The 21,436-nt window shown below is 74.0% G+C and carries 19 protein-coding genes; 11 read left to right on the forward strand and 8 right to left on the reverse strand.

Features of this window, described 5'->3' with window-relative positions; translation table 11 throughout:
• Positions 1 to 485: 485 nt before the first annotated feature.
• Positions 486 to 608, reverse strand: a complete 123-nt coding sequence (locus ACN268_RS30370; protein WP_421486460.1) for a hypothetical protein — start codon at positions 606 to 608, stop codon at positions 486 to 488.
• A gap of 559 nt (positions 609 to 1,167) precedes the next feature.
• Between ACN268_RS30370 and ACN268_RS30375 the strand changes: the two genes are divergently transcribed.
• From ACN268_RS30375 to ACN268_RS30385, 3 genes are all read left to right on the forward strand, one after another.
• The gene (locus ACN268_RS30375; RefSeq protein WP_421486462.1) at positions 1,168 to 2,172 is read left to right on the forward strand and encodes an NAD-dependent epimerase/dehydratase family protein; all 1,005 of its coding nucleotides are present in this window, start codon (positions 1,168 to 1,170) and stop codon (positions 2,170 to 2,172) included.
• A gap of 282 nt (positions 2,173 to 2,454) precedes the next feature.
• Positions 2,455 to 2,772 carry a hypothetical protein gene (locus ACN268_RS30380; RefSeq protein WP_421486464.1) on the forward strand — a complete coding sequence of 106 codons (318 nt, stop codon included), beginning with the start codon at positions 2,455 to 2,457 and terminating at the stop codon, positions 2,770 to 2,772.
• Entirely contained in the window at positions 2,769 to 2,969 is a 201-nt protein-coding gene (locus ACN268_RS30385; RefSeq protein ID WP_421486466.1) for a hypothetical protein, read from the forward strand. Before ACN268_RS30380 ends, ACN268_RS30385 begins: the two co-directional genes overlap by 4 nt.
• A 336-nt stretch (positions 2,970 to 3,305) precedes the next feature.
• Here the strand turns inward: ACN268_RS30385 and ACN268_RS30390 are convergent, their stop codons facing one another.
• Positions 3,306 to 4,280 carry an Acg family FMN-binding oxidoreductase gene (locus ACN268_RS30390; protein ID WP_421486468.1) on the reverse strand — a complete coding sequence of 325 codons (975 nt, stop codon included), beginning with the start codon at positions 4,278 to 4,280 and terminating at the stop codon, positions 3,306 to 3,308.
• Between the two features lie 284 nt (positions 4,281 to 4,564).
• Between ACN268_RS30390 and ACN268_RS30395 the strand changes: the two genes are divergently transcribed.
• Positions 4,565 to 5,203 (forward strand): response regulator, encoded by a 639-nt coding sequence (locus tag ACN268_RS30395; RefSeq protein WP_067310092.1) that lies wholly within the window; start codon positions 4,565 to 4,567, stop codon positions 5,201 to 5,203.
• Between the two features lie 136 nt (positions 5,204 to 5,339).
• On the opposite strand, the gene ACN268_RS30400 is transcribed toward ACN268_RS30395, so the two are convergent.
• The gene (locus ACN268_RS30400; RefSeq protein ID WP_421487036.1) at positions 5,340 to 7,010 is read right to left on the reverse strand and encodes a GAF domain-containing protein; all 1,671 of its coding nucleotides are present in this window, start codon (positions 7,008 to 7,010) and stop codon (positions 5,340 to 5,342) included.
• A gap of 96 nt (positions 7,011 to 7,106) precedes the next feature.
• The gene (locus ACN268_RS30405) at positions 7,107 to 8,117 is read right to left on the reverse strand and encodes an Acg family FMN-binding oxidoreductase (RefSeq protein ID WP_421486470.1); all 1,011 of its coding nucleotides are present in this window, start codon (positions 8,115 to 8,117) and stop codon (positions 7,107 to 7,109) included.
• A 187-nt stretch (positions 8,118 to 8,304) separates the two neighbouring features.
• Between ACN268_RS30405 and ACN268_RS30410 the strand changes: the two genes are divergently transcribed.
• Positions 8,305 to 10,638 carry a heavy metal translocating P-type ATPase gene (locus ACN268_RS30410; protein ID WP_421486472.1) on the forward strand — a complete coding sequence of 778 codons (2,334 nt, stop codon included), beginning with the start codon at positions 8,305 to 8,307 and terminating at the stop codon, positions 10,636 to 10,638.
• Between the two features lie 164 nt (positions 10,639 to 10,802).
• Here the strand turns inward: ACN268_RS30410 and ACN268_RS30415 are convergent, their stop codons facing one another.
• The 4 genes from ACN268_RS30415 to ACN268_RS30430 all read right to left on the reverse strand — a co-directional run bounded on the left by ACN268_RS30415 (position 10,803) and on the right by ACN268_RS30430 (position 15,983).
• Entirely contained in the window at positions 10,803 to 11,669 is an 867-nt protein-coding gene (locus ACN268_RS30415; protein ID WP_421486473.1) for a universal stress protein, read from the reverse strand.
• A gap of 71 nt (positions 11,670 to 11,740) precedes the next feature.
• Positions 11,741 to 14,143, reverse strand: coding sequence for a phosphoketolase family protein (locus tag ACN268_RS30420; RefSeq protein ID WP_421486475.1), 2,403 nt, complete (start codon positions 14,141 to 14,143; stop codon positions 11,741 to 11,743).
• Positions 14,144 to 14,268: 125 nt separating this feature from the next.
• A complete protein-coding gene (locus ACN268_RS30425; protein ID WP_421486477.1) occupies positions 14,269 to 15,093 on the reverse strand; it encodes a universal stress protein in 825 nt (274 codons plus the stop codon).
• 83 nt (positions 15,094 to 15,176) lie between these two features.
• The gene (locus ACN268_RS30430; RefSeq protein WP_204924060.1) at positions 15,177 to 15,983 is read right to left on the reverse strand and encodes a PP2C family protein-serine/threonine phosphatase; all 807 of its coding nucleotides are present in this window, start codon (positions 15,981 to 15,983) and stop codon (positions 15,177 to 15,179) included.
• A 116-nt stretch (positions 15,984 to 16,099) separates the two neighbouring features.
• Here ACN268_RS30430 and ACN268_RS30435 point away from each other — a divergent pair, with 116 nt between their 5' ends.
• The 6 genes from ACN268_RS30435 to ACN268_RS30460 all read left to right on the forward strand — a co-directional run bounded on the left by ACN268_RS30435 (position 16,100) and on the right by ACN268_RS30460 (position 21,430).
• Positions 16,100 to 16,336, forward strand: a complete 237-nt coding sequence (locus tag ACN268_RS30435) for an HTH domain-containing protein (protein ID WP_088642213.1) — start codon at positions 16,100 to 16,102, stop codon at positions 16,334 to 16,336.
• Positions 16,333 to 16,911, forward strand: a complete 579-nt coding sequence (locus ACN268_RS30440; protein WP_421486479.1) for a Clp protease N-terminal domain-containing protein — start codon at positions 16,333 to 16,335, stop codon at positions 16,909 to 16,911. Before ACN268_RS30435 ends, ACN268_RS30440 begins: the two co-directional genes overlap by 4 nt.
• 102 nt (positions 16,912 to 17,013) lie before the next feature.
• Positions 17,014 to 18,021 (forward strand): diacylglycerol/lipid kinase family protein, encoded by a 1,008-nt coding sequence (locus ACN268_RS30445; RefSeq protein WP_363795430.1) that lies wholly within the window; start codon positions 17,014 to 17,016, stop codon positions 18,019 to 18,021.
• On the forward strand, positions 18,014 to 19,015 hold the full coding sequence (locus ACN268_RS30450; RefSeq protein ID WP_421486480.1) for a YihY/virulence factor BrkB family protein: 1,002 nt from the start codon (positions 18,014 to 18,016) through the stop codon (positions 19,013 to 19,015). The genes ACN268_RS30445 and ACN268_RS30450 overlap by 8 nt, the downstream gene beginning before the upstream one ends.
• Positions 19,016 to 19,098: 83 nt before the next feature.
• Positions 19,099 to 20,592 (forward strand): phosphatase PAP2 family protein, encoded by a 1,494-nt coding sequence (locus ACN268_RS30455; protein WP_421486481.1) that lies wholly within the window; start codon positions 19,099 to 19,101, stop codon positions 20,590 to 20,592.
• Between the two features lie 10 nt (positions 20,593 to 20,602).
• Entirely contained in the window at positions 20,603 to 21,430 is an 828-nt protein-coding gene (locus ACN268_RS30460; protein WP_421486482.1) for an endonuclease/exonuclease/phosphatase family protein, read from the forward strand.
• Positions 21,431 to 21,436: the final 6 nt, after the last annotated feature.

Genomic DNA, 21,436 nt, shown 5'->3' on the forward strand with positions numbered 1-21,436 from the left:
TGGAGGGCTGGGTGTGCCCGTGGGGGACGGGCTGCGGAAGGGGGCGTGGGCACCACGTCGGGGGCGCTCGTACGGGGAAAAGAAGTTCAGGGGGTTCCCGGCCGGGGCGGTGGCCGCTCGTGCCGGGGTCAGGTGTAACGACCGGGGGTCCGGGGCCATTCCCGCCCGGCGGGTGCGGGGTGCGGGGTCGGCCGGGGTACTGCCTGCTGCGGTCGTACCGGGGGTGTAACGAGCGTCGGTGCCGGGTCATTCCGCCGGCGGCCGGGACGTCGGGTGGTCCGGGGTGCTGCTGCGGTCGTACGCAGGGTGTAACGCCGGGGGCGGGGTCGGGATTCCGGCCCGGGGGTGCCGCCGGTCACGACGACAGCGGTCGGACCGGGTGATACCGGACGATCGTCGCACCGGCACCGGCACCGGCACCGGCACTGGGGCCAGGGCCAGGGCCGGGGCCGGGGCGGTATCGGCCATCGGGGTCGGGCGGGTCGTCAGGGGGTGATCCGGGACTCGACCTTCGCGGCGCAGGCGGTCACCACCGACCGGGCGTCCAGGCCCAGGCTCTCGATGGCGACCAGGGCGGTGAAGACCACGTCGGCCAACTCGGCGGCCACCTCCGCACGGGTGTGGGTGACCCTGGGTCTCCCGGTACGGGCTGGCGACGCTGCCCCTTGCGGGGATTCTGGCCGAGCACGCCGATTCAGGTGTTGGTCTGGTTCGTCCGCAGCCGGGAGGCGCCGTTGATCGCCCCCGGAAGCCTGCCTCAACCGTTGCCTGTGGTGTGGGAGTGCGGGCAGTCTTGCGCGGAGAGCTTCATTCCTGTGGGTCATGAATATGCCTGACAGGCATACCGGTGTCCGCCGAGTCGACCGCCTAGGGACCCATTGTCGACCCGTCGGTGGACGGACTGGAATGTGCGCCGAATGTTCGGTCCGTGCCTTCCGTGACGATGGGCGGACATCTTCCGGGAGACGGCATGGGCCTATCGTCACGGGGCCGAAATAGCGGCTTTGGGCCGGGGCGGATACCGCTATATGACGAATGTGCGCAACGAGGCACGGGGTCGGTGCGCGGCTGATGCGGGGTGGTGGGGGAGCGGGTTCTGCCGAGGGCAGATCCGCTGCCGGTGAACAGGATGCCCCGCTGATGTCCCGGGCCGGCAGGGTGGGACGTATGAGACTGCTGATGCTGGGCGGCACGGGTTTCGTCGGCTCCGCCGTCGTGGCCGAGGGCGTACGCCGGGGCTGGACGGTGACCATGTTCAACCGGGGGATACACGGGGCGACCCCGCCGGGCGTACACCGGTTGCGGGGTGATCGGACCGCGCCGGGCGGGTTGGCCGAACTGGCCGGCGGCGCGTGGGACATCGTGGTCGACACCTGGGACGGCGCGCCCCGCGCGGTACGTGATGCCGCCACGCAGCTGCGCTCCGCCGGGCACTACGCCTACGTCTCCAGCGGCTCGGTCTACGCCCCGCCCGTGCTCCCCGGGGCCGGCGAGGAGTCGGCGGTGGTGTCGTCGGCGGCCGACGACACCGGCGACGACGACTACGCCCGGTGCAAGGCCGGCGGTGAACTGGCCGCGACCGGGGTGTTCGGCGACCGCGCCCTGCTGGTGCGGGCAGGGCTGATCCTCGGGCCGGGGGAGGACATCGGGCGGCTGCCGTGGTGGCTGCGCCGGGTGGCCCGGGGCGGTGACGTGCTGGCCCCGGGGCCGGCCGACCTGCCGGTGCAGTACGTCGACGTCCGGGACCTGGCTGCCTTCATGCTCGACCGGGCCGCCGAGGGGGTGGGCGGGGCGTTCAACGTGATCAGTCGACCGGGGCACACCACGATGGGTGAACTGCTGCGCGAGGCGGTGGCGGTGACAGGTGCCGACGCCCGGCTGCGCTGGACCGACCCCGAGGTGATCCTCGCCGCCGGGATCGAACCGTGGAACGACCTGCCGATCTGGATTCCACCAGGCCACGAGTACCGGTGGTTGCAGCAACGTGGCGTCGAGAAGGCGTACGCGGCGGGGCTGACCTGTCGCCCGGTGGCCGAGACGGTCGCTGACACCTGGCGCTGGCTGGAGCGGGTGGGCACGGTCCCGCCCCGTGCGGGGCGGCCGGCGCGGACGACCGTCGGCCTCGACCCGGCCCGGGAGGACGCCCTGCTTGCCGCGCAGCATCCCCGTTAGCCGCCGACCCGTCCGGGTATGAGGGGTCGGGGCGCCGGAGATCCTGTATCCGGTGGTCGGCCCGGACCCGCACGACGCCGACCTTGAAATCACCGAGTACTGGCACAAGTACGTCGTCACCCAGGTCTCCGAGTCCGACATCAAGGTCATGGTCGGCAGCACCGACCACGGTCAACCGGTGCAGAACACCTACTACAGAGCATCCGCTACGAGTCGGCCGGCTCCACCAACGTCTACAAGTGGCAGGCAACCGCCTTCAACATCCGCTACCAGCCGACCGGCGTGAACTATGTGATTCCCGCCAACGAGGGCAGCGGCCTGGCGGGAATCTGGAACTATCGCTACGGCTACGCCACATACGATGGCAGCCCCACCACTATCACCTACCCGCTTTCTGGTGGGCTGCTCTCCGAGTTGGTGGAGACCAGGTATGACTCGACGACCGGCCTGCCTACTGAACTGTCCTCCAACCTGACCGGTGTCGGCCAGTACGTGATCGGGCAGGACTACACCCGGTACGGCGAGCCCACGCTGACCACCCGCCAGACCGACAGCGACCTCTACGTTCAACCTACTACGACTCCGTCACCCGGCGGGTGACCCGTACGAAGGTCAAGCCGGAGACCGCCACCGGCACGGTCAACGACACCAGCTACAGCTACGACGCGGCGGGCAACATCACGTCCATCGCCGACACCCCCCAGGTCGGCGTCGCCGACACCCAGTGCTTCCGCTACGACGAACTACGCCGGATGCGGGTGTGGGCGAAGTGGCGGGCCAAGCGTGGCGGCCTCTAGTGCCGTTGTCGGATTGGAGGAAAGCCGTGGGAGTCGATATGGCTGTTTGGTTTGTGGTCGGTGCTGTTCTGGTGTCTGCTGCGATCTCGGTCATGGTTGTAGTGATGCGGCGGAGGGTCAATCGTGGTGCGACCGACGAGGCGGCCGCCGGTCGCCTGGTCATTCAGGAGATGGCCAAGGAGAGGAGCAGGAGGTCTAGGGGTTCCCTGGGAGGAAAGGGTCAGGGAGGCGACCGCAATACCGCATACGACGCGGCCTATGGCTCCGATACGAGTAGTGGAGCTTAGGAGGCATTCGAATCCCGTCGGTAGTCGCTACGGCGGCACAGGGAGGCGTTCAGCCGGATGCCACCGCCACGTCCAGCACCTCGTCCACGCTCCGCCTCGGGGTCGCCACCCCCGGCTGCCCGTACCCGATCCGCATCACCATCTGCGGTGTGCCGAAACGTCCCAGCGACAGCCGCAGCGCCTCCCGCGCCCCCGACACCTCGATCGGCTGCGACAGCATCGACACCGCGAGCCCGGCGTCGGTGGCGGTCAGCAGAACCCGCTGCAACGCTTGCCCGGCGAGCACCTGGTCGACGACGGTGTTGCCGGCCGCGCCGAGCACCGCCACCAGCGGTTCCGGTTCGAAGTCGCGGCCGGGGGCACGGTCCAGGCCGCCGAAGCCCCGCGACGGCAGCAGATCCTGCGGCTCGGTCTGCGGTCCGCCGGCGCGGGCGGGCACCCCGTCGGGGGCGGGTTCGGTACGCACCCAGTCGGCGCGTTCGGCCCGGTAGGCGGGGTCGCGTTCGAGCACCCGGTGGGCGCTGCGGGCGACCTCGGCGAAGGCATTGACGGCGCTCACCCCGATCACCAGCTCCAGCCAGCACTGTTCGGTACGGGCCGCCTCACCGAGCCGCCAGCGGGCGTCGGCGGGCACCGGGTCGGGCCAGAACGGCGCCCGGTTGCTGAACCGGCGCGCGATGGCCGCGTACAGGCTCTGCTCGGTGGGGGTGGGCCGGCGCGGCAGGTCCGGGACCAGCCGGGCCAGCACGTCCGGGTCGGCCGGGTACGGTCGCAGCCGTACGGTGGCCGGGGTACCCGCCACCGCCAGGGACAGCCGCAGGTTGAACAGGGCCGCCCCGCCGGAGATCCGGGTGCCCCAGCCGCTCGGGTCGGTGGCCGGCAGCCGGCGGGTCGGGTCGACCGACACCTCGATTCCGCCGTCGCGCAGTCGGAACCGCCACGGCTGGGTGTTGTGCAGGGAGGGCGCGCGGACGGCGTCCGCGACGGCGGCCCGTAGTTGCGCCTCGGTGTACCCGGTGCCCATGGTCGTGCTCCTTCCGTGGCGGTTCGTGCCGCTCCACCCCGAGCGGGGAACGCGTCGCCCCGGCCGGCCGACGCCGACCCGGTTCCCGGTGGTGGTTCCCCTCCACGGTCCGTCACCCGGGGGTGGGCCGGGCAGGGCCGGACGTCCCGACCCGCCGGGCCGCCCTCCCCGACCCGGCCGGGCCGCCCGTCCCCGGCGCGACGTGCCGGGAAAGGTGGACCGACGCGCCGGGTTAGGGACCTTCGGCCCGTGCACGGGCCTCTCCGGGCGGGTAGAAACGAGGGATGATCCGGGTGTTCCTCCTCGACGACCACGAAGTCGTCCGCCGTGGCCTGGCCGACCTGTTGCAGAGCAGCGGCGACATCGAAGTGGTCGGCGAGTCCGGCTCCGCGCAGGAGGCGGCCCGGCGGATTCCCGCCCTCCGCCCCGACGTGGCGATCCTCGACGCCCGGCTGCCCGACGGCAACGGCATCGACGTGTGCCGGGACGTCCGGGCGGTCGACTCGTCGATCAAGGGGTTGATCCTCACCTCGTACGAGGACGACGAGGCGCTGTTCGCCGCGATCATGGCGGGTGCGGCGGGGTACGTCCTCAAGCAGATCCGGGGCACCGACCTGGTCGACGCCGTCCGTCGGGTCGCGGCCGGTCAGTCGCTGCTCGACCCGGCGATCACCACCCGGGTGCTGGAACGCATCCGCAGCGGCGTCGAGCAGCCCCGCGAGTTGAAGACCCTCACCGAGCAGGAACGCCGCATCCTGGAGTACGTGGCCGAGGGGCTGACCAACCGGGAGATCGCCGGCAAGATGTTCCTCGCCGAGAAGACGGTGAAGAACTACGTCTCCAGCGTGCTGGCCAAGCTGGGCCTGGAACGCCGCACCCAGGCCGCCGTGCTCGCCACCCGCCTGCTCGGGCAACGGCACTGACCCACCGCACCGCCGGCCGAGCGGGGACCACCGGCTGGCCGAGCAGGAAACGCCCGGCCGCGCCGGCCGGCTGAGCAGGAACGGGCCAGCTGAGCAGGAACAACCCGGCTGAGCAGGAACCGGCCGGCGGCCCTGATCAGTCGCGCAGCGGGACCGACCAGCAGAGCTGGGTGCCGTGCGGCTCGACCCGGCGTACCTCGAACTCGCCGCCGTGCCGTTCGGCGCGTTCGCGCAGGTTCACCAGGCCACCCCGGGCGGCGGCCGGATCACAGCCCACCCCGTCGTCGGTGACCGTCACGGTGACCCGGCCGGCGTCGACCCGCACGGCGACGGCGACCCGGGTGGCCTCGGCGTGGCGTACCGCGTTGGACAGCGCCTCACGGAGCACGGCGGTGAGGTCGGGGCGGACCGGTTCCGGCACGGCGCTGTCGATCGGGCCGTCCAGCTCGACGGCGGGCCGGAAACCCAGCGACCCGGCGGCCACGTCGACCGCCTCCCGGATCTCGGTGCGCAGCGCCGCGCTCATCGGGGTACGCAGCTCGAAGATGGTGCGGCGGATGTCGCGGATGGTGGCGTCGAGGTCGTCGACGGCCGCGTTGATCCGCTTGGCGACGTCGGGGCGGGCGTGCATCGCGCCGCTCTGCAGTTGCAGGCCAGTGGCGAACAGCCGCTGGATCACCACGTCGTGCAGGTCCCGGGCGATGCGTTCGCGGTCCTCCAGGACCACCAGCAGTTCCCGTTCCTCCTGCCCCCGGGCCCGCTCCATGGCCAGGGCGGCCTGACCGGCGAAGCTGGCCAGCAGGGTGACGTCGGCGTCGGCGGCCCGGCCGGCGTCGGGCCGGTGGGCCACCACCAGCACCCCGTGCAGGGTGTCGGCGGCGGCGAGCGGGGAGACCACGGCCGGGCCGGCGACCACCGGCACCGGCCAGGGGGCCGCCTCGGCCAGGTTGTCGAGCAGCTCCCGGCGACGCTCGGTGACCGGGCCGGCGAAGCTGGTCTCGCTGGCCGGCAGCAGCGCGCCGACCAGCCCGTCGGCGTCACCGTCGGCGGAGTCGACCACCTCGACGGTGAAGTGGCCGGCGTCCTCGTCGTAGAGCAGCACCAGCGCCAGCTCCGCCTCGGCGACCTCCCGGGCCCGGCGGGCCACCAGGGTCAGCGCGTCGGTCCGGCGTACCTCGCCGAGCAGCACCGAGGTGATCTCGGCGGTGGCGGCGAGCCAGCGTTCCCGGCGGTGGGCCAGCGCGTAGAGCCGGGCGTTCTCGATGGCCACGCCGGCAGCCGCGGCCAGCGCCACGACGATCTCCTCGTCGTCCTCGGTGAACTCCGGGGCACCCTGCTTCTCGGCCAGGTAGAGGTTGCCGAAGACCTGCTCGCGGATGCGTACCGGCACGCCGAGGAAGCTGTGCATCGGCGGGTGGTTCGGCGGGAAGCCGTACGACTGGGGGTGTTGGGTGATGTCGGGCATGCGCACCGGGCGGGGTTCGTCGATCAGCAGGCCGAGCACCCCCCGCCCGTGCGGCAGGTCACCGATCTTCGCGTGCAGTTCGGCGTCGATGCCGTGGGTGATGAAGTCGTGCAGCAGCCGGTCGGGACCGATCACGCCGAGCGCGCCGTAACGCGCACCGACCAGCTCGCAGGCCGCCTGCACGATCCGTTGCAGGGTGCTGCGCAGGTCGAGGTCGGTGCCGATGCCGACCACCGCGTCGAGCAGTGCCCGCAGCCGCTCCCGGCTGGTCACCACGTCGCCGACCCGGTCGAGCATCTCCTGGAGCAGCTCGTCGAGGCGGACCCGGGACAACGGGCTCAACCCGAGCGAGGGGACCTGGTGTTCGTTGCGGGAGGCAGGGGTGCTGGCGGCCACGCGGGCGATGTTACCGCCCCGTGACCGCCCGGCACGAGATCGTCAGGGCCGCTGGTCGCGTACGGCGGAGGTGTCGACCACCTGCGCGGCCGGCAGCCGGGGGGTGTGCGGTGGGCCGGCGTGCGCCGGGTCCGCGATCCCGACCCGCAGCACCAGGTACGGGTAGCCGAGCCCGCTGAGCAGGTGCCGCAGCGTCTGCCGGGTGCCGGCCACCTCGACCACGCCGGACAGCGGCACCACCGACGCCCCGTGCCGGGTGGCGGTCAGCCACAGCGCGGAGAGCGCCTCACCGGCCCGCAGCCAGCTGTCCGGTTCGTCCTCGTCACCGTAGAGCAGCCCGTACGCGGCGGCCTTGTCGTGCCCCGGGCCGACCGGCAGGTCGCCGGGGCTGCCGAAGTCCCGGGCCGGGACGGTGGTCTGCGGCTGATCCTGCGGCAGCACCTCAGGCGGCAGACCGGTGCCGGTTCCGGCCCGGTGCGTCCAGTACTGCAACTCCTCGCGGGTCTGCGGGTCCTCCGCCTCGACCGTGCCGGCGCGGGAGGCGGTCGCGGCCAGCTCCATCACCTGGTCGGCGTCGAGGATCTGCAACCGGGCACCCTCGGCGTCGGCGGCGCGGACGATGTCGTCGAGCACCCCGGCGGGCACCGGCTCGTCGCTGACCGGCCGGCGGTCGGTGTGCCGCACCTGCATGCACTGCACCAGGCGCATCGCCTCCGGGTCGGCCCCGGACCGGGTCAGGCCGGTCAACCGGGCCAGCAGGTCCGGCTGCTGCGGGTCGGGCAGCCGCTCGACCAGCGCCGTCCAGCCCTCGGCCGCCAGCGCCACCCGGGCGTGGTGCAGGGCCGCGCCGCAGCTCACCGCCACCAGCCGGCCCTCCGGGTCGGTGGCGGAGAGCTGCCGTTCCCGGACCACCCGCAGCTCCAGGGCGTCGGGCAGGACCCGCCAGCGCCACGGCTGCGTGTTGTGCACCGAGGGGGCGTGACCTGCCGTCGCCGCCGCCTCCGCGAGCGCGGTGGTCAGCGGGCGGTCCGTCGCGGGTGTCTGGTGGCTCATCGGCACGACCTTTCCGTTTCTTTCCCATCGTGCCCCACCCCGTCGGCCCCGGGGTGGGGATACCGTTCCATCCTGGCCTGCCGACCCGGCCCGGCGCACGGCCCGCAGGTCCCCCCTCGGGGGCATTTCGGCCCGGCGGTTTCCCGGTTCCCGGCCCCCGCCGGCCACCTGCTGGGACGATCCGCAGGTGGACGCGGCACCGCAGGAGTGTGTTCCGCAGCGGCCGGTCGACAGGCGTCCGGTGCGCTGGCGCGAGTGGACGCCCCTGGCCCTGCTCGGCGGGGCGTTGCTGGTCGGGGCGGCGCTGTGGCTGACCGGGCGGCGTGGCCCCGCCGACGCCGTGTGGGCGGCGGCGACCCTGGGGGCGCTGGTGCCGGCGGTCGGGGCGGTGCTGCGTCAGTGGTGGCGGCGGCGGTTCGGGGTGGACGTCATCGCCGTACTGGCGTTGGCCGGTGCGCTGCTGGTCGGGGAGTACCTGGCCGGGGCGGTGATCGCGGTGATGGTGGCGACCGGCCGGGCGCTGGAGGCGTACGCCCGGGGGCGGGCGACCCGCGACCTGCGCGCGCTGCTGGCGCGGGCGCCCCGGCAGGCGCGGCGGCGCACCCCGGACGGAGGCATCGAGGTGGTCGGGCTGGACCGGGTCGCGGTGGGGGACGACCTGCTGGTCGGGCCGGGGGACGTGGTGCCCGTCGACGGGGTGCTCACGGCCCCGGCGACGCTCGACGAGTCGGTGGTGACCGGCGAGGCGCAACTGGTGGGCCGGGCGGCCGGGGAGCAGGTGTCCAGCGGGGTGGTCAACGCGGGCGCCGCCGTGGGCCTGAAGGCCACCCGGGACGCGGCGGGCAGCACCTACGCGGGGATCGTCCGGCTGGCGCGGGAGGCGACCGCCCACCGGGCGCCGACGGTCCGGCTCGCCGACCGGTACGCGGCGGCGTTCGTGCCGTTCACCCTGCTGCTGGCCGGGGTGGCGTGGTGGTGGTCGGGAGAGGTCGTCCGGGCGGTCGCCGTGCTGGTGGTGGCGACGCCGTGCCCGCTGCTGCTGGCCACCCCGATCGCGATCGTCTCCGGGCTGTCCCGGGCGGCCCGCCGGGGCGTCCTGGTGCGGGACGGCGGTGCGCTGGAGCTGCTCGGCCGGGCCCGGACCCTGCTGGTCGACAAGACCGGCACGTTGACCGCCGGGCGGCCCCGGGCGGCGGAGACGGTGGCCGGCCCCGGCGGCGACCGGGACGAGGTGCTGCGGCTGGCCGCGTCGGTGGAGCAGCTCTCCCCGCACGTGCTGGCGGCGGCGCTGGTGCGGCAGGCCCGCGAGCGGCGGCTGCGGCTGACCACGCCGACGGAGGTGACCGAGGAGCCGGGGCGCGGGGTCAGCGGCCGGGTCGACGGCCGGCCGGTGCGGGTCGGGCAGCTCACCGGCGACCTGCCCGACTGGGCGGAGCAGGCCCGCCAGCGGGCCGAGCTGGCCGGCTGGTCGACGGTGTGGGTGAGCGACGACCACGGCCCGCTCGGGGCGGTCCTGCTGGAGGACCCGGTCCGTCCCGACGCCCGGCGGACGGTACGGCGGCTGCGGGACGCCGGGCTGTCCCGGCTGCTGCTGCTCAGCGGGGACCGGCCGCGCACCGCCGAGCAGGTGGCCCGGCTGGTGGGGGTGGACGAGGCGCTGGCCCGGTGCTCCCCGGAGGAGAAGGTGGCCCGGGTCCGGCAGGAGGCGCGGCGGGCCGTCACCGTGATGGTCGGCGACGGGGTGAACGACGCGCCGGCGCTGGCGGCGGCGCACGTCGGGGTGGCGATGGGGGCGACCGGGGCGACCGCCTCGGCGGACGTCGCCGACGCGGTGATCACCGTGGACCGGTTGGACCGGCTCGCCGACGCCGTCGAGATCGCCAGGCACGCCCGCCGGATCGCGGTGCAGAGCGCCGCCGTCGGGATGGGGCTGGCGGTGGCCGCGATGCTGGTCGCCGCCGCCGGCCGGCTACCGCCGGTGGCGGGCGCGTTCCTCCAGGAAGGCATCGACGTGCTGGTGATCCTCAACGCGTTGCGGGCGCTGCGTGGCGGGTTGCGTCGCCCGGACGTCCCGCCGGCCGCCCGCGCCCTGCTCGACCGGTACGCGGGCCAGCACGCAGGCGTACGGGACGTGCTCGCCCGGGTACGGGACACCGCCGACCTGGTGGCGACCCGGCCGACCGCCGAGGGGTGCCTGCCGGCGTTGCGTGACACGCACCGCCGGCTCACCGACGAGGTGCTGCCGCACGACAGCGCCGAGGAACGGCAGCTCTATCCGGCGTTGACCGGCCCGCTCGGCGGGGAGGCGACGTCCACGATGAGCCGGGAACACGTGGAGATCCACCGGCTGGTGGACGCGATCGGCGGTCACCTGGCCCGGGCCGACGGGCGGTTGCGCCCCGACCAGGTGCCCGACCTGCTCGCCAGCCTGTACGGACTGGACGCGGTGCTGCGCCTGCACCTGGCCCAGGAGGAGGAGACCTACCTCGCTCTGGACCCCGACCCGCCCGCCCCGCGTTGATCCACCCGCCCGGGTGGCGATCCGCGCCCCGGTGGCGATCCACGCCCCCGTGGTGATCCATGCGCCGGGGCCGATGTTGCGGTGTCAGGTCGTCGGATCACCGCAACATCGGCCCAACAGCCGCCCGAGCTGCGGGCCGGGCCGGGCCGGCCGGGCGCGGCCGGTCAGCGTTCGCGGACGACGGCGACCGGGCAGTGCGCGTGCTGGATGAGCTGCTGGCCGACCGAGCCGAGGAGCATCCCGCGCAGCCCGCCCCGGCCCCGGCTGCCGACCACCACGAGCTGCGCCTCCCGGCTCGCCTCGACGAGCGCGGCAGCCGGCCGGGCCGGGGCGATCTCCACCGTGACCGGCACCTCGGGGAAGGTCTCCCGCCATCCGGCGAGGGCCCGGTCGATCTCGGCCCGGTCCGCCGCGAGCCGGGCCTCGGCATCCGGGTCGGAGGGCCGCCAGCGGTCGTCCGGCGGCTCGAAGGCCCGCAGCACCCGCAGCGGGGCCTCGCGCTGGGCGGCCCGCTCCACGGCGAACCCGAGTGCCGTGCCGGCCTGCTCGGAACCGTCGTAGCCGACCACCACCGGGCCGGTGACCTTGGCCTGCGCCTCGCGTACCACGACGACCGGGCAGTGCGCGTGGGCGGCCACCGAGACCGCCGTGGAGCCGGCGAGCAGGCCGGTGAAGCCGCCGTGGCCCCGGCTGCCGAGCACCAGCAGCCCCGCCTCGGCGGAACGCTCCTCCAGCACCAGCGCGGGCGGGCCGTCGAATACCTCACCGTGCACGGTGACGCCGGGCCAGGCGGCGGTGGCGTCGGCGGCGGCCTGGTGCACCAGCTCCTCGACCTGCCGCCGGGCGTTGTCGTCCGGCCAGACCCCGGGGGCCACCCCCGGGCCGACCCAACCGGCGACGGTCATCCACTCGAAGACGTACGCCAGCCGGACCGGGCGTCCGCTGCGCTGCGCCTCGGCCAGTGCCCAGTCCACGGCGACGCCCGCGTCGGCGGAACCGTCGTAGCCGACCAGGATCTCGTCGGGGTTCATCGTCTCGTCCTTTCCTGGCGGATGGGGGATGGTGGGCCGGCCGGTGACCGGCCCACCATGGACCCCGGGGGTCACTGCCCGTCGAGCTGCTGCGGTTGGGTCTCCCGGAGCCAGCGCCACTCGGCGACCCGGGGGTCGTCCTCACCGTGGCGGCGGGTGTAGTCGCGGCAGGCCTGCCGGGTGTCGACCATCTCCTGCCGCAGGTGGGCGGCGCGGGCGGCCAGGCCGGGCACCCGGTCGATGACGTCGATGACCAGGTGGAAGCGGTCCAGGTCGTTGAGCATCACCATGTCGAACGGGGTGGTGGTGGTGCCCTCCTCCTTGTAGCCGCGCACGTGCAGGTTGTCGTGGTTGGCCCGCCGGTAGGTGAGCCGGTGGATCAGCCACGGGTAGCCGTGGTAGGCGAAGATGATCGGCTTGTCGCGGGTGAAGATGGTGTCGAACTCGTTGTCCGGCAGGCCGTGCGGGTGCTCCGACGACGGCTGCAGCCGCATCAGGTCGACCACGTTGACGACCCGCACCTTCAGCTCGGGCAGGTGCTGGTGCAGCAGGTCGGCGGCGGCGAGGGTCTCCAGGGTCGGCACGTCACCGGCGCAGGCGAGCACCACGTCGGGTTCCCGGCCGTCGTCGGTGCTGGCCCAGTCCCAGATGCCCAGCCCGCGTCGGCAGTGCTGGACCGCCTCGTCCATGGTCAGCCAGTTCGGGGCGGGCTGCTTGCCGGCCACCACCACGTTGATGTAGTGCCGGCTGCGCAGGCAGTGGTCCATGGTGGAGAGCAGGGTGTTGCCGTCCGGCGGCAGGTAGACCCGGACCACCTCGGCCTTCTTGTTGACCACGTGGTCGATGAAACCCGGGTCCTGGTGCGAGAAGCCGTTGTGGTCCTGCCGCCACACGTGGCTGGACAGCAGGTAGTTCAGCGAGGCGATCGGCTCCCGCCAGGGGATGCCCCGGGTCACCTTCAGCCACTTGGCGTGCTGGTTGACCATCGAGTCGACGATGTGGATGAACGCCTCGTAGCTGGTGAAGATGCCGTGCCGGCCGGTCAGCAGGTAACCCTCCAGCCAGCCCTCGCAGAGGTGTTCGGAGAGCACCTCCATCACCCGGCCGTCGGGGGAGAGGTGGTCGTCGGTGGTCTCGATCCGGCCGTCGAAGGACCGGTCGGTGACCTCGAACGCGGCACCGAGCCGGTTGGAGGCGACCTCGTCCGGGCCGAACAGCCGGAAGGTCTGCGGGTTCGCGGTGATCACGTCGCGGACCCAGGTGCCGAGCACCCCGGCCGCGCCGACCACCGGCTCACCCGGCCGCTTGACGTCCACGGCGTAGTCGCGGAAGTCCGGCAGCGTCAGGTCGCGCAGCACCCGACCGCCGTTGGTGACCGGGTTGGCGCTCATCCGGTGCTCGCCCTTCGGCGGCAGCGCGGTCAGCTCGGCGACCGGGGCGCCGGTGGCGTCGAACAGCTCCTCCGGCCGGTAGCTGCGCAGCCAGCGCTCCAGCTCGGCCAGGTGCGCCGGGTTGTCGCGTACCTCGGCGATGGGCACCTGGTGGGCGCGGAAGGTCCCTTCGACCTGCTTGCCGTCGACCTGGGCCGGGCCGGTCCAGCCCTTCGGGGTCCGCAGGATGATCATCGGCCAGCGGGGGCGCTCGACGTGGCCGCCGGAGCGGGCCACCCGCTGGATCTCGGCGATCTCGTCGCAGGCCCGGTCCAGGGTGGCGGCGAGGAGCTGGTGCACCTGCTCCGGGTCGTCCCCGGCGACCAGGTACGGCTGGTAGCCGTGGCCGCGCATCTGGTTGAGCAGGTCCTCGGTGGGGATCCGGTCCATGACCGTCGGGTTGGCGATCTTGTAGCCGTTGAGGTGCAGGATCGGCAGCACCGCGCCGTCGCGGGCCGGGTTGAGGAAGATGCTCGACTGCCAGCTCCCCGCCAGCGGCCCGGTCTCCGCCTCCCCGTCGCCGATGACGCAGGCGACCAGCAGGTCCGGGTTGTCGAAGGCGGCGCCGTAGGCGTGGCTCAGGGCGTACCCCAGCTCGCCACCCTCGTGGATCGAGCCCGGCACCTCCGGTGCCACGTGGCTCGGGATGCCGCCGGGGAAGGAGAACTGGCGGAACAGTCGCTGCATGCCGGTCTCGTCGCGGCTCACCGAGTGGTACAGCTCGCTGTAGGTGCCCTCCAGCCAGGTGTTCGCCACCAGGGCCGGGCCGCCGTGGCCGGGGCCGGTGACGAAGATGGCCGACAGGTCACGGTTGACGATGACCCGGTTGAGGTGGGCGTAGAGCAGGTTGAGGCCGGGGCTGGTACCCCAGTGGCCGAGCAGCCGGGGCTTGACGTGCTCGGGGGCGAGCGGCTCGCGCAGCAGCGGGTTGTCGAGCAGGTAGATCTGCCCGACGGTCAGGTAGTTCGCCGCCCGCCAGTAGGCGTCCAGCCGGCGCAGCTCGTCGTCGGTCAGGGGGCTGTGCAGGTCGAGAGCGGTGTCCATGCTGCCAAAGCCTCTCGCGGGTCGGGGAGTTCTGCACCCGGAAGCGCCGATTCGCCCCGGGCAGACCCAGTCTTCGCGTTCGAGCGGTCACCGGTCAGGGCCGTTGGTCCCGGCCGTTGGGGACGTCATGCCCCGCCCGCTCCGGCGGAAACCAATCCACGGACGACGATGACCGGAGCTGGCGCGTGGTAGAGCAGGGTCTGGCTCACCTCGCCCAGCATGCCCCGCCCCGGCTGGTCGCCCCGCGCCCCGACCAGCGCCACCTGCGCCGAGCGGGACTGCTCCACCAGGACGGTGCCGGGGTCGCCGCGTACGGTGTGGCACTCCGCCGGCACCTGTGGATGCTGCCGGCCGACCTCGGCGACCAGCGCGCCGAGCACGTCGTCGTCGGGGCGTCCCGGCTCGACCGCCCGGACCGCGATGACCCGGGCCCGCCTGCGGGCGGCGCAGTCGAAGGCGAAGTCGAGCGCGGCCCGGGAGCTGGGTGAGCCGTCCACCCCGACCAGCACCGGGCCCGGGGGCGGGGGGTCGCGGCGGACCACCAGCACCGGGCAGCCGGCGCGGGCGGCGAGCTGCACGGCGGGCGCGTCGGCCGGTACGCAGGCGCCGCAGCCGGCCATCCCGCCGTCCCCGATGGCCACCAGGAACGCCGTCGGGGAGCGGCGGATCAGGGCCTCGACCGGTGCCCCCTCGACGATCTCCCCACTGACCGGCACCGCCGGTTCGACCTCGTTGGCGGCCGTGGCGGCGCGGGCGACCAGTTCCTCGGCGGCGTCCCGGCTGCCGGCCACCGACGGGCCGACGAGGGCGGCCTCCCAGTTGAAGGCGTGCAGCAGGGTCAGCCCCCGGCCGTGGGCGGCGGCCTCGCGGGCGGCCAGCCGGACCACCGCGAGGTCGGCCGGTGCCGGCCCGACCCCGACCACCACCGGCCCGTCCGTGGACCCGGTCATCCGGTTCACCTCCCGGGCGTCCGCACCCACGTCCACGCCGTCCCCACCGACGCTAGTCGCGCCGGGCGGGCGGTGGAGCCGGATCAGTCGGACGGGTGCCCGCCGGTCGCCGGGTGGACGCGCAGCACGACGGCGGTGGCGTTGTCGCTGCCACCCTCGGCCAGGCTCGCGGCGAGCAGGCCGCGTACCGCCCGGGTCGGGTCCGGCTCGGCGAGCAGGTCCCGCAGCCGGTGGTAGTCGAGCTGGTCGCTGACCCCGTCGGTGCACAGCAGCCAGGTGTCGCCGGGGCGCAGCGGCACCCCGAGCAGGTCCGGGTCCGGCCGGTCGGGGTGGCCGAGGTAGCGCAGGAGTTGGTAGCGGGCGCGGGCGGCCTCCCGGGAGTTCGCCGGCCACCAGCCGTGCAGCACCCCGAGCCAGGCCATCGTGTGGTCCACGGTGACCAGCTCCAACAGGCCGTCGCGCAGCCGGTAGGCCCGGGAGTCGCCGAGCTGGACGATCCAGGCCAGCTCGCCGTCGGGCTGGGCGAGCATGGCGGTCAGGGTGCAGCCGGCCAGCTCGTCGATGGCGGCGCCGGCCCGGCGTACCCGGATCTGGGCCTCGGTGATCGCGGCGCGCAGCTCGCGCGGGCCGACGGCGGGCCAGCCGGCGCGGACCAGTTCGTGCAGGGTGTCCCGGGCGGTGTCGCCGGCGACGCGGCTGCCCTCGCCCTCGCCCATGCCGTCGACGACCACCGCGAACGGCAGTTCCGGGTCGACGTGCAGGGCGTCGAAGTTGGCGGAGTACCGGTGGCCGGCGACGGTGCCGCCGGCGATCTCCCACTCGACCCGGCCGACGGGCAGCCGGCGGGCCGCCTCGACGGGCTGGTCAGCGGTACTGCGGCGACGGAACACCAGCGGACCGTAGCACCGCCGCCGGCCCGGACCGGGTCGTCCGGCGTCGTGTCGGGTACCCGACGCCGTCGTCAACTCAGGTTGACGACGGGGGAGTGTCAACGTACATTGACAGCATGAGTCAGGCGACGGAACTCGCGGCGGCCGCCGGCAGCACCGACCCCCGGGTCGGCCTGCGCGCCGTGCGCGCCCTGCGCCGGCTCCTCGAACGGCTGGAGGTGGTCCAGGTGGACAACGCCCGACGACAGGGCTGGTCCTGGCAGGAGATCGCCGACGCGCTTGAGGTCAGCCGGCAGGCGGTCCACAAGAAGCACGCCGGGCGACCGGCGGTCCACGGCACCGGGGAGGCATGATGTTCGAACGGTTCACCGACCGCGCCCGCGCGGTCGTCCGCCACGCGGTCGAGCAGGCCAGGGCCGACGGGGGACGACCCGTCGACACCGAGCACCTGCTGCTCGCCGTCCTGGCCGACGGTGAGGGGCTCGCCCGCCGGGTGCTCACCGCCGCCGGCCTCGACGCCGACGACCTGCGTGCCCGGATCAGGCGGCACACCGGCGACGGCGGCACGGGGCTCGGCGAGGCCGACGCCGCCGCGCTACGCGAGATCGGCATCGACCTCGCGGCCATCGTCGCCCGGATCGAGGACACCTTCGGCCCCGACGCCCTGCGCGAGGCGGTCCCGGCCCCCCGCCGTCGGTGGCTGCGCCGACCGCTCGGCGGGCCGCTCTCCCCGCGTTCCCGCACGGCACTGGAGTTGGCGCTACGCGAGGCCCTGCGGCTGCGCCACCGGCACATCGGCACCGAACACCTGCTGCTCGGCGTGCTCCGCGAGGGCGGCGGCCTGGGCGCGACGGTCCTCACCGAGGCCGGCGCGGATCTCGACGACCTGCGCCGCCGGGTCGAGTCGGCGTTGCGTACGGCCGCCTGACCAGCCGCCACGGGTCCGGCCCGGCTCAAACCTGTTTGCGGTCAACGCAACGTCGGTCGTCGCCGGGTCGCTGACCGCGCCGGGGTGCTGCACACTGACGCCGTGGACGGTGCAGAGCAGAAGCGTACGGTGACCGGCGGCGACCGCTCCCCGCGTTCGGCGGTGGTGGTCAACCCGACGAAGGTGGCCGATCTCGACGAGTTCCGCGCGACCGTGGACGAGGCGCTCGCCGCCGCCGGTTGGCCCGCCCCCACCTGGTACGAGACCAGCGCCGAGGACCCGGGCCGGGGGCAGACCGAGCAGGCCGTCGCCGCCGGGGCCGAACTCGTGTTCGCCTGCGGCGGCGACGGCACGGTGATGGCCTGCGTCACCGCGCTGGCCGGCACCGACGTGGAACTCGCCGTGCTGCCCCAGGGCACCGGCAACCTGCTCGCCGCCAATCTGGGGCTCTCCAACGACCTCGCCGCAGGCCTGCAGGTGGCCGTCGAACGGGGCCGCCGCCGGCTCGACGTCGGCGTCGTCGACGACAGGTGCTTCGCGGTGATGGCCGGGATGGGCTTCGACGCGCAGATGCTGGCGGACACCTCCGAGACCACCAAGGCCCGCATCGGCTGGCCCGCGTACGTGGTGGGGGCCGCGAAGCACCTGCGGGACCGCCCGATGCGGCTCAGCATCCGCATCGACGACCGGCCCCCGATGCGTCGCCGGGCCCGCACCGTGCTGGTCGCCAACGTCGGGCGGCTACAGGGCGGGGTCCGCCTGCTCACCGAGGCCGAGCCGGACGACGGGTGGCTCGACGTCGCGGTGCTCACCCCCAACCGGGTCCGGCACTGGCTCGCCATGGGTTGGGCCCTGGTCCGCCGTCGGGGCAGCGTCCCCCGGATGGAGGTGCACCGGGCCCGGAAGGTCGTCATCACCAGCAACCGGGCCCAGCCCCGGCAACTCGACGGCGACCTGATCGCACCCGGCCGCACCCTGACCGCCGAGATCAAACCCGAGTCGCTCTGGCTCTGTGTGCCGCGTCCGGCCGGCGACCCCGACCTGGCCCACGACGCCGACGCGGCCGCGCGGCGCGGGGAGAAGCTGGTCGGGGAAGCGCGCCGTGAGTAGCACCCGGCTCGTCCCCGAGACCCGGTTGATGGCGTCGGACGAACTCTCCGCCGACGACGCCTGGCGTACGCTGCGCCGCCACGGCGGCTGGCAGCTCATGCGGGACGCGTTCATCCGGTTCCGCTACGGCGACGGGTTCAGCCACTCCCGGGCCTTCGCCCTGCAACTCTGCCTCGCCGTCGTGCCGTTCCTGATCGCGCTCACTGGCCTGATCAGCGACCTCGGTGTCGAGGAGGGCGGCCGGGTGGTCGCCGACACCGTGCTGGCGCTGACCCCCGGGCAGAGCGAACAGGTGGTGCAGGACCTGCTCGGCGAGGGCGACCGCACCGAGCGCACCGGCGAACTGGCGCTGACCCTCGGCCTGATCACCGGCCTGGTCGCGTTGACCACCACGATGGCCCAGATCGAACGCGGCGCCAACCGGATCTACGGCGTGGAACGGGACCGTCCCGCGCTGTGGAAGTACCTTCGCGCGGCGGTGCTGGCCGTGGTCGCCGGCCTGCCCGCGCTGGCCGGGTTCCTGATCCTGGTCGGCGGCGGGGCGATGGGCGAGTCGGTGCAGCGGCACTACCGGTGGGGGGATCTCGCCGCCGGGGTGTGGGAGGTGGTGCGCTGGCCGCTGAGCCTCGTGCTGACCGTCGTCGCGGTGGCGGTGATCTTCCGGCACGCGCCCCGGCGCAAGCAGCCCGGCCTGTCCTGGCTCTACTTCGGCGCCGGCATCGCCACCGCCCTGTGGTGGCTGGCCAGCCTGCTGCTCGCCGCGTACGTCAAGTTCGGCGGCGGGTTCGGCCAGACGTACGGGGCGTTGACCGGGATGATGGCGCTGCTGCTGTGGGCCAACCTCACCGGCATGGCGCTGTTCGGTGGGCTGTCCTTCGCCGCCCAGTTGGAGGCGATGCGGATCGGGGCCCCGGAGCCCGCCCAACCCGACCTGTGGGAGCCCGACGCCGAGCGGGGTGAACTGCTCGACACCGGCGACATGACCGCTCTCTGAGCCCGCCACACCGGACGGGCGTGTACGCGGCGGCGGAATCGGGTACAGCGCGCCTCGCCACGTCGACGTAAGGGAGGTGCGGGGTGACCGCGGTCAAGGAGTCAACGGCCCGACGGCCGCTCGGCCATTTCGCCGAACGGAGCGTCGTCGGCCTGCTGGCCGTGGCCGGCGCGGGCGTGGCCTTCGGGCTGCTGCTGATGCTCGTCCGGTTCAGGTGGAGCCCGATGTACCACGCCGACCACGAGGTGGCCGAGTGGTTCAACGGTCTCGTCGCCCCGCACCACGCGCTGGTCACCGTGCTCCAGGCGGTCACCGACCTGGGCGGGCGGCCGGTGCTGATCTGGCTGGTCACCATCGCCGTGGTCACCCTGCTGATCCGGCGTCAGTCCCGGCTGGCGGTCTACCTGATCGTCACCGGGGTGGGCGGGCTGATCCTCGACCCGTCGCTCAAGGCCCTGGTCGGCCGGCTCCGCCCGGTGGTCGACGTGCCGGTCGCCAGCGCCCCCGGCAACAGCTTCCCCAGCGGGCACGCGCTCGGCTCGTTCGTCGCGTACGGGGCGCTGCTGCTGGTCTTCCTGCCCGCCATGTCGCCCCGTTGGCGCAAGCCGGCGATCGCCATCGTCGCCGTGCTGGTGGCGCTGATCGGGCTGACCCGGATCGCGCTCGGCGTGCACTTCGTCTCCGACGTGATCGGCGGCTGGCTGCTCGGCGCGGCCTGGCTCGGCGTCACCGCGTACGCCTTCCGGCTGTGGCGGCGCGAGCGGGGCCGACCGGTGCCGCCGCTGACCGAGGGGCTGGAACCGGAGGCCGGCGACAAGATCACCCCCGCCCCGGCCGAGGAGCACGTGCTGGAGCACCCCCGCTCCGCCGTCGCCGAACTGCTGGTCGGCTGGGTGATCGTCTTCGGTGCCCTGTACGCCTTCGGCACGTACGTCAGCTACCACGCCAAGGGCACCGTCTTCGAGACCCTGGACACCGACGTGCCGCGCTGGTTCGCCGACCGGCACACCGACTTCCTCACCGAGCTGAGCTGGTGGTGGAGCAAGTTCGGCGACACCCACGCCATCCTGATCGTCTCGCTGGTCTTCTGCCCGCTGGTGCTGGCCATCTGGAAGCGGTGGCGGCCGGTGCTCTTCGTGGTGCTGGCCCTCTTCGGCGAGCTGAGCCTGTTCCTCGCCTCCGCCCGGGTGGTGGACCGGCCCCGCCCGGCGGTGGAGAACCTCGACGGGCAGATGCCCACCTCGTCCTTCCCGTCCGGGCACATCGCCGCGACCACCTGCCTCTGGCTGGTCATCGCGATCATCGTGTTCGTCCGCACCGACCGCTGGTGGCGGTGGCTCTTCGTGGCGCTGGCCGTGATCATGCCGATCGGGGTGGCGGTCTCCCGGATGTACCGGGGCATGCACCACCCGACCGACTTCATGGGTGCGCTGATCCTCAGCGGCCTGTGGATCGGCCTGCTCTACTGGGTGATCCGCCCCAACGCCGACGTCTACGAGGGCAATCGCCCCGAGATCGAGTCGGAGCAGGTCGACGAGCTGGACGACGAGCTGGCCAAGGCCGGCCGCCCCGGGTGAGCCGCCGACCGTGCTGCGGGTGATGACCTGGAACATCAGGACCGGCGGCCGGGACCGTACCGGCCCGGACCGGCGGGACCTGGTGTGCCGGGTCGTCACCGCGCAGGCCCCCGACGTGCTGGCCGTGCAGGAGCTGCGCGGCTTCGACCGGCCGGGGGTGCTGGCCGGGTTCGCCGACCGGGTGGGGATGCGCCCGTACCTGGCCCGCACCTGCTTCGGTCAGCCGGTGGCGGTGCTGGTCCGCCCGCCGTGGCGGACCCGCTCGGCCGGGCCGGTGCGTCGGCCGTTGCACCACGCGGCGCAGCGGGTCGAGCTGGCCACCACCGCCGGGCCGCTCACCGTGCTCAGCGCCCACCTCGATCCGTACACCGGGCTGCGGCGGCGCATCGAGGCCGGCTGGCTCGCCGCAGCCGTGCGCCGCGCACCGGGGGAGTTGGGGCTGCTCGCCGGTGACCTGAACACCCTCGACCCGGGCACCGACCACACCGGGCGGGTGGCCCGGCTACCGGTGGCGTACCGGCGGCGGCACCTGCGCCGCGACGGGCGGACGGTGGACACCCGGGCGGTGGCCCGGCTGCTCGCCGCCGGCCTGGTCGACCTCTGGACCCACGCCGCCGCCGGATCGGTTGATCCGGCCGGGTCGGTCGAGGCCGGACTGACCGCGCCGACCCGGCACGGCGGCGGCGTCGAGTTCTCCGGCATGCGGCTGGACTACCTGCTCGGCACCCCGGCGCTCGCTGCCCGGCTGCGCGACGTCCACGTGGTACGCGGCGGCGACGCCGAGTACGCCTCCGACCACTACCCGGTCGTCGCCGAGCTGGACCTCGACCTGGCCTGACCGCCC

It is taken from the genome of Micromonospora sp. WMMD735 (genome assembly GCF_049178995.1).
Classification (GTDB): domain Bacteria; phylum Actinomycetota; class Actinomycetes; order Mycobacteriales; family Micromonosporaceae; genus Micromonospora; species Micromonospora wenchangensis.

What these genes read in the sequence shown, in the direction of transcription:
- ACN268_RS30375 (WP_421486462.1), top strand. Translation starts at nt 1,168, where the DNA reads ATGAGACTGCTGATGCTGGGCGGCACGGGTTTCGTCGGCTCCGCCGTC.
- ACN268_RS30390 (WP_421486468.1), bottom strand. Translation starts at nt 4,280, where the DNA reads ATGGGCACCGGGTACACCGAGGCGCAACTACGGGCCGCCGTCGCGGAC.
- ACN268_RS30395 (WP_067310092.1), top strand. Translation starts at nt 4,565, where the DNA reads ATGATCCGGGTGTTCCTCCTCGACGACCACGAAGTCGTCCGCCGTGGC.
- ACN268_RS30405 (WP_421486470.1), bottom strand. Translation starts at nt 8,117, where the DNA reads ATGAGCCACCAGACACCCGCGACGGACCGCCCGCTGACCACCGCGCTC.
- ACN268_RS30415 (WP_421486473.1), bottom strand. Translation starts at nt 11,669, where the DNA reads ATGAACCCCGACGAGATCCTGGTCGGCTACGACGGTTCCGCCGACGCG.
- ACN268_RS30420 (WP_421486475.1), bottom strand. Translation starts at nt 14,143, where the DNA reads ATGGACACCGCTCTCGACCTGCACAGCCCCCTGACCGACGACGAGCTG.
- ACN268_RS30425 (WP_421486477.1), bottom strand. Translation starts at nt 15,093, where the DNA reads ATGACCGGGTCCACGGACGGGCCGGTGGTGGTCGGGGTCGGGCCGGCA.
- ACN268_RS30435 (WP_088642213.1), top strand. Translation starts at nt 16,100, where the DNA reads ATGAGTCAGGCGACGGAACTCGCGGCGGCCGCCGGCAGCACCGACCCC.
- ACN268_RS30440 (WP_421486479.1), top strand. Translation starts at nt 16,333, where the DNA reads ATGATGTTCGAACGGTTCACCGACCGCGCCCGCGCGGTCGTCCGCCAC.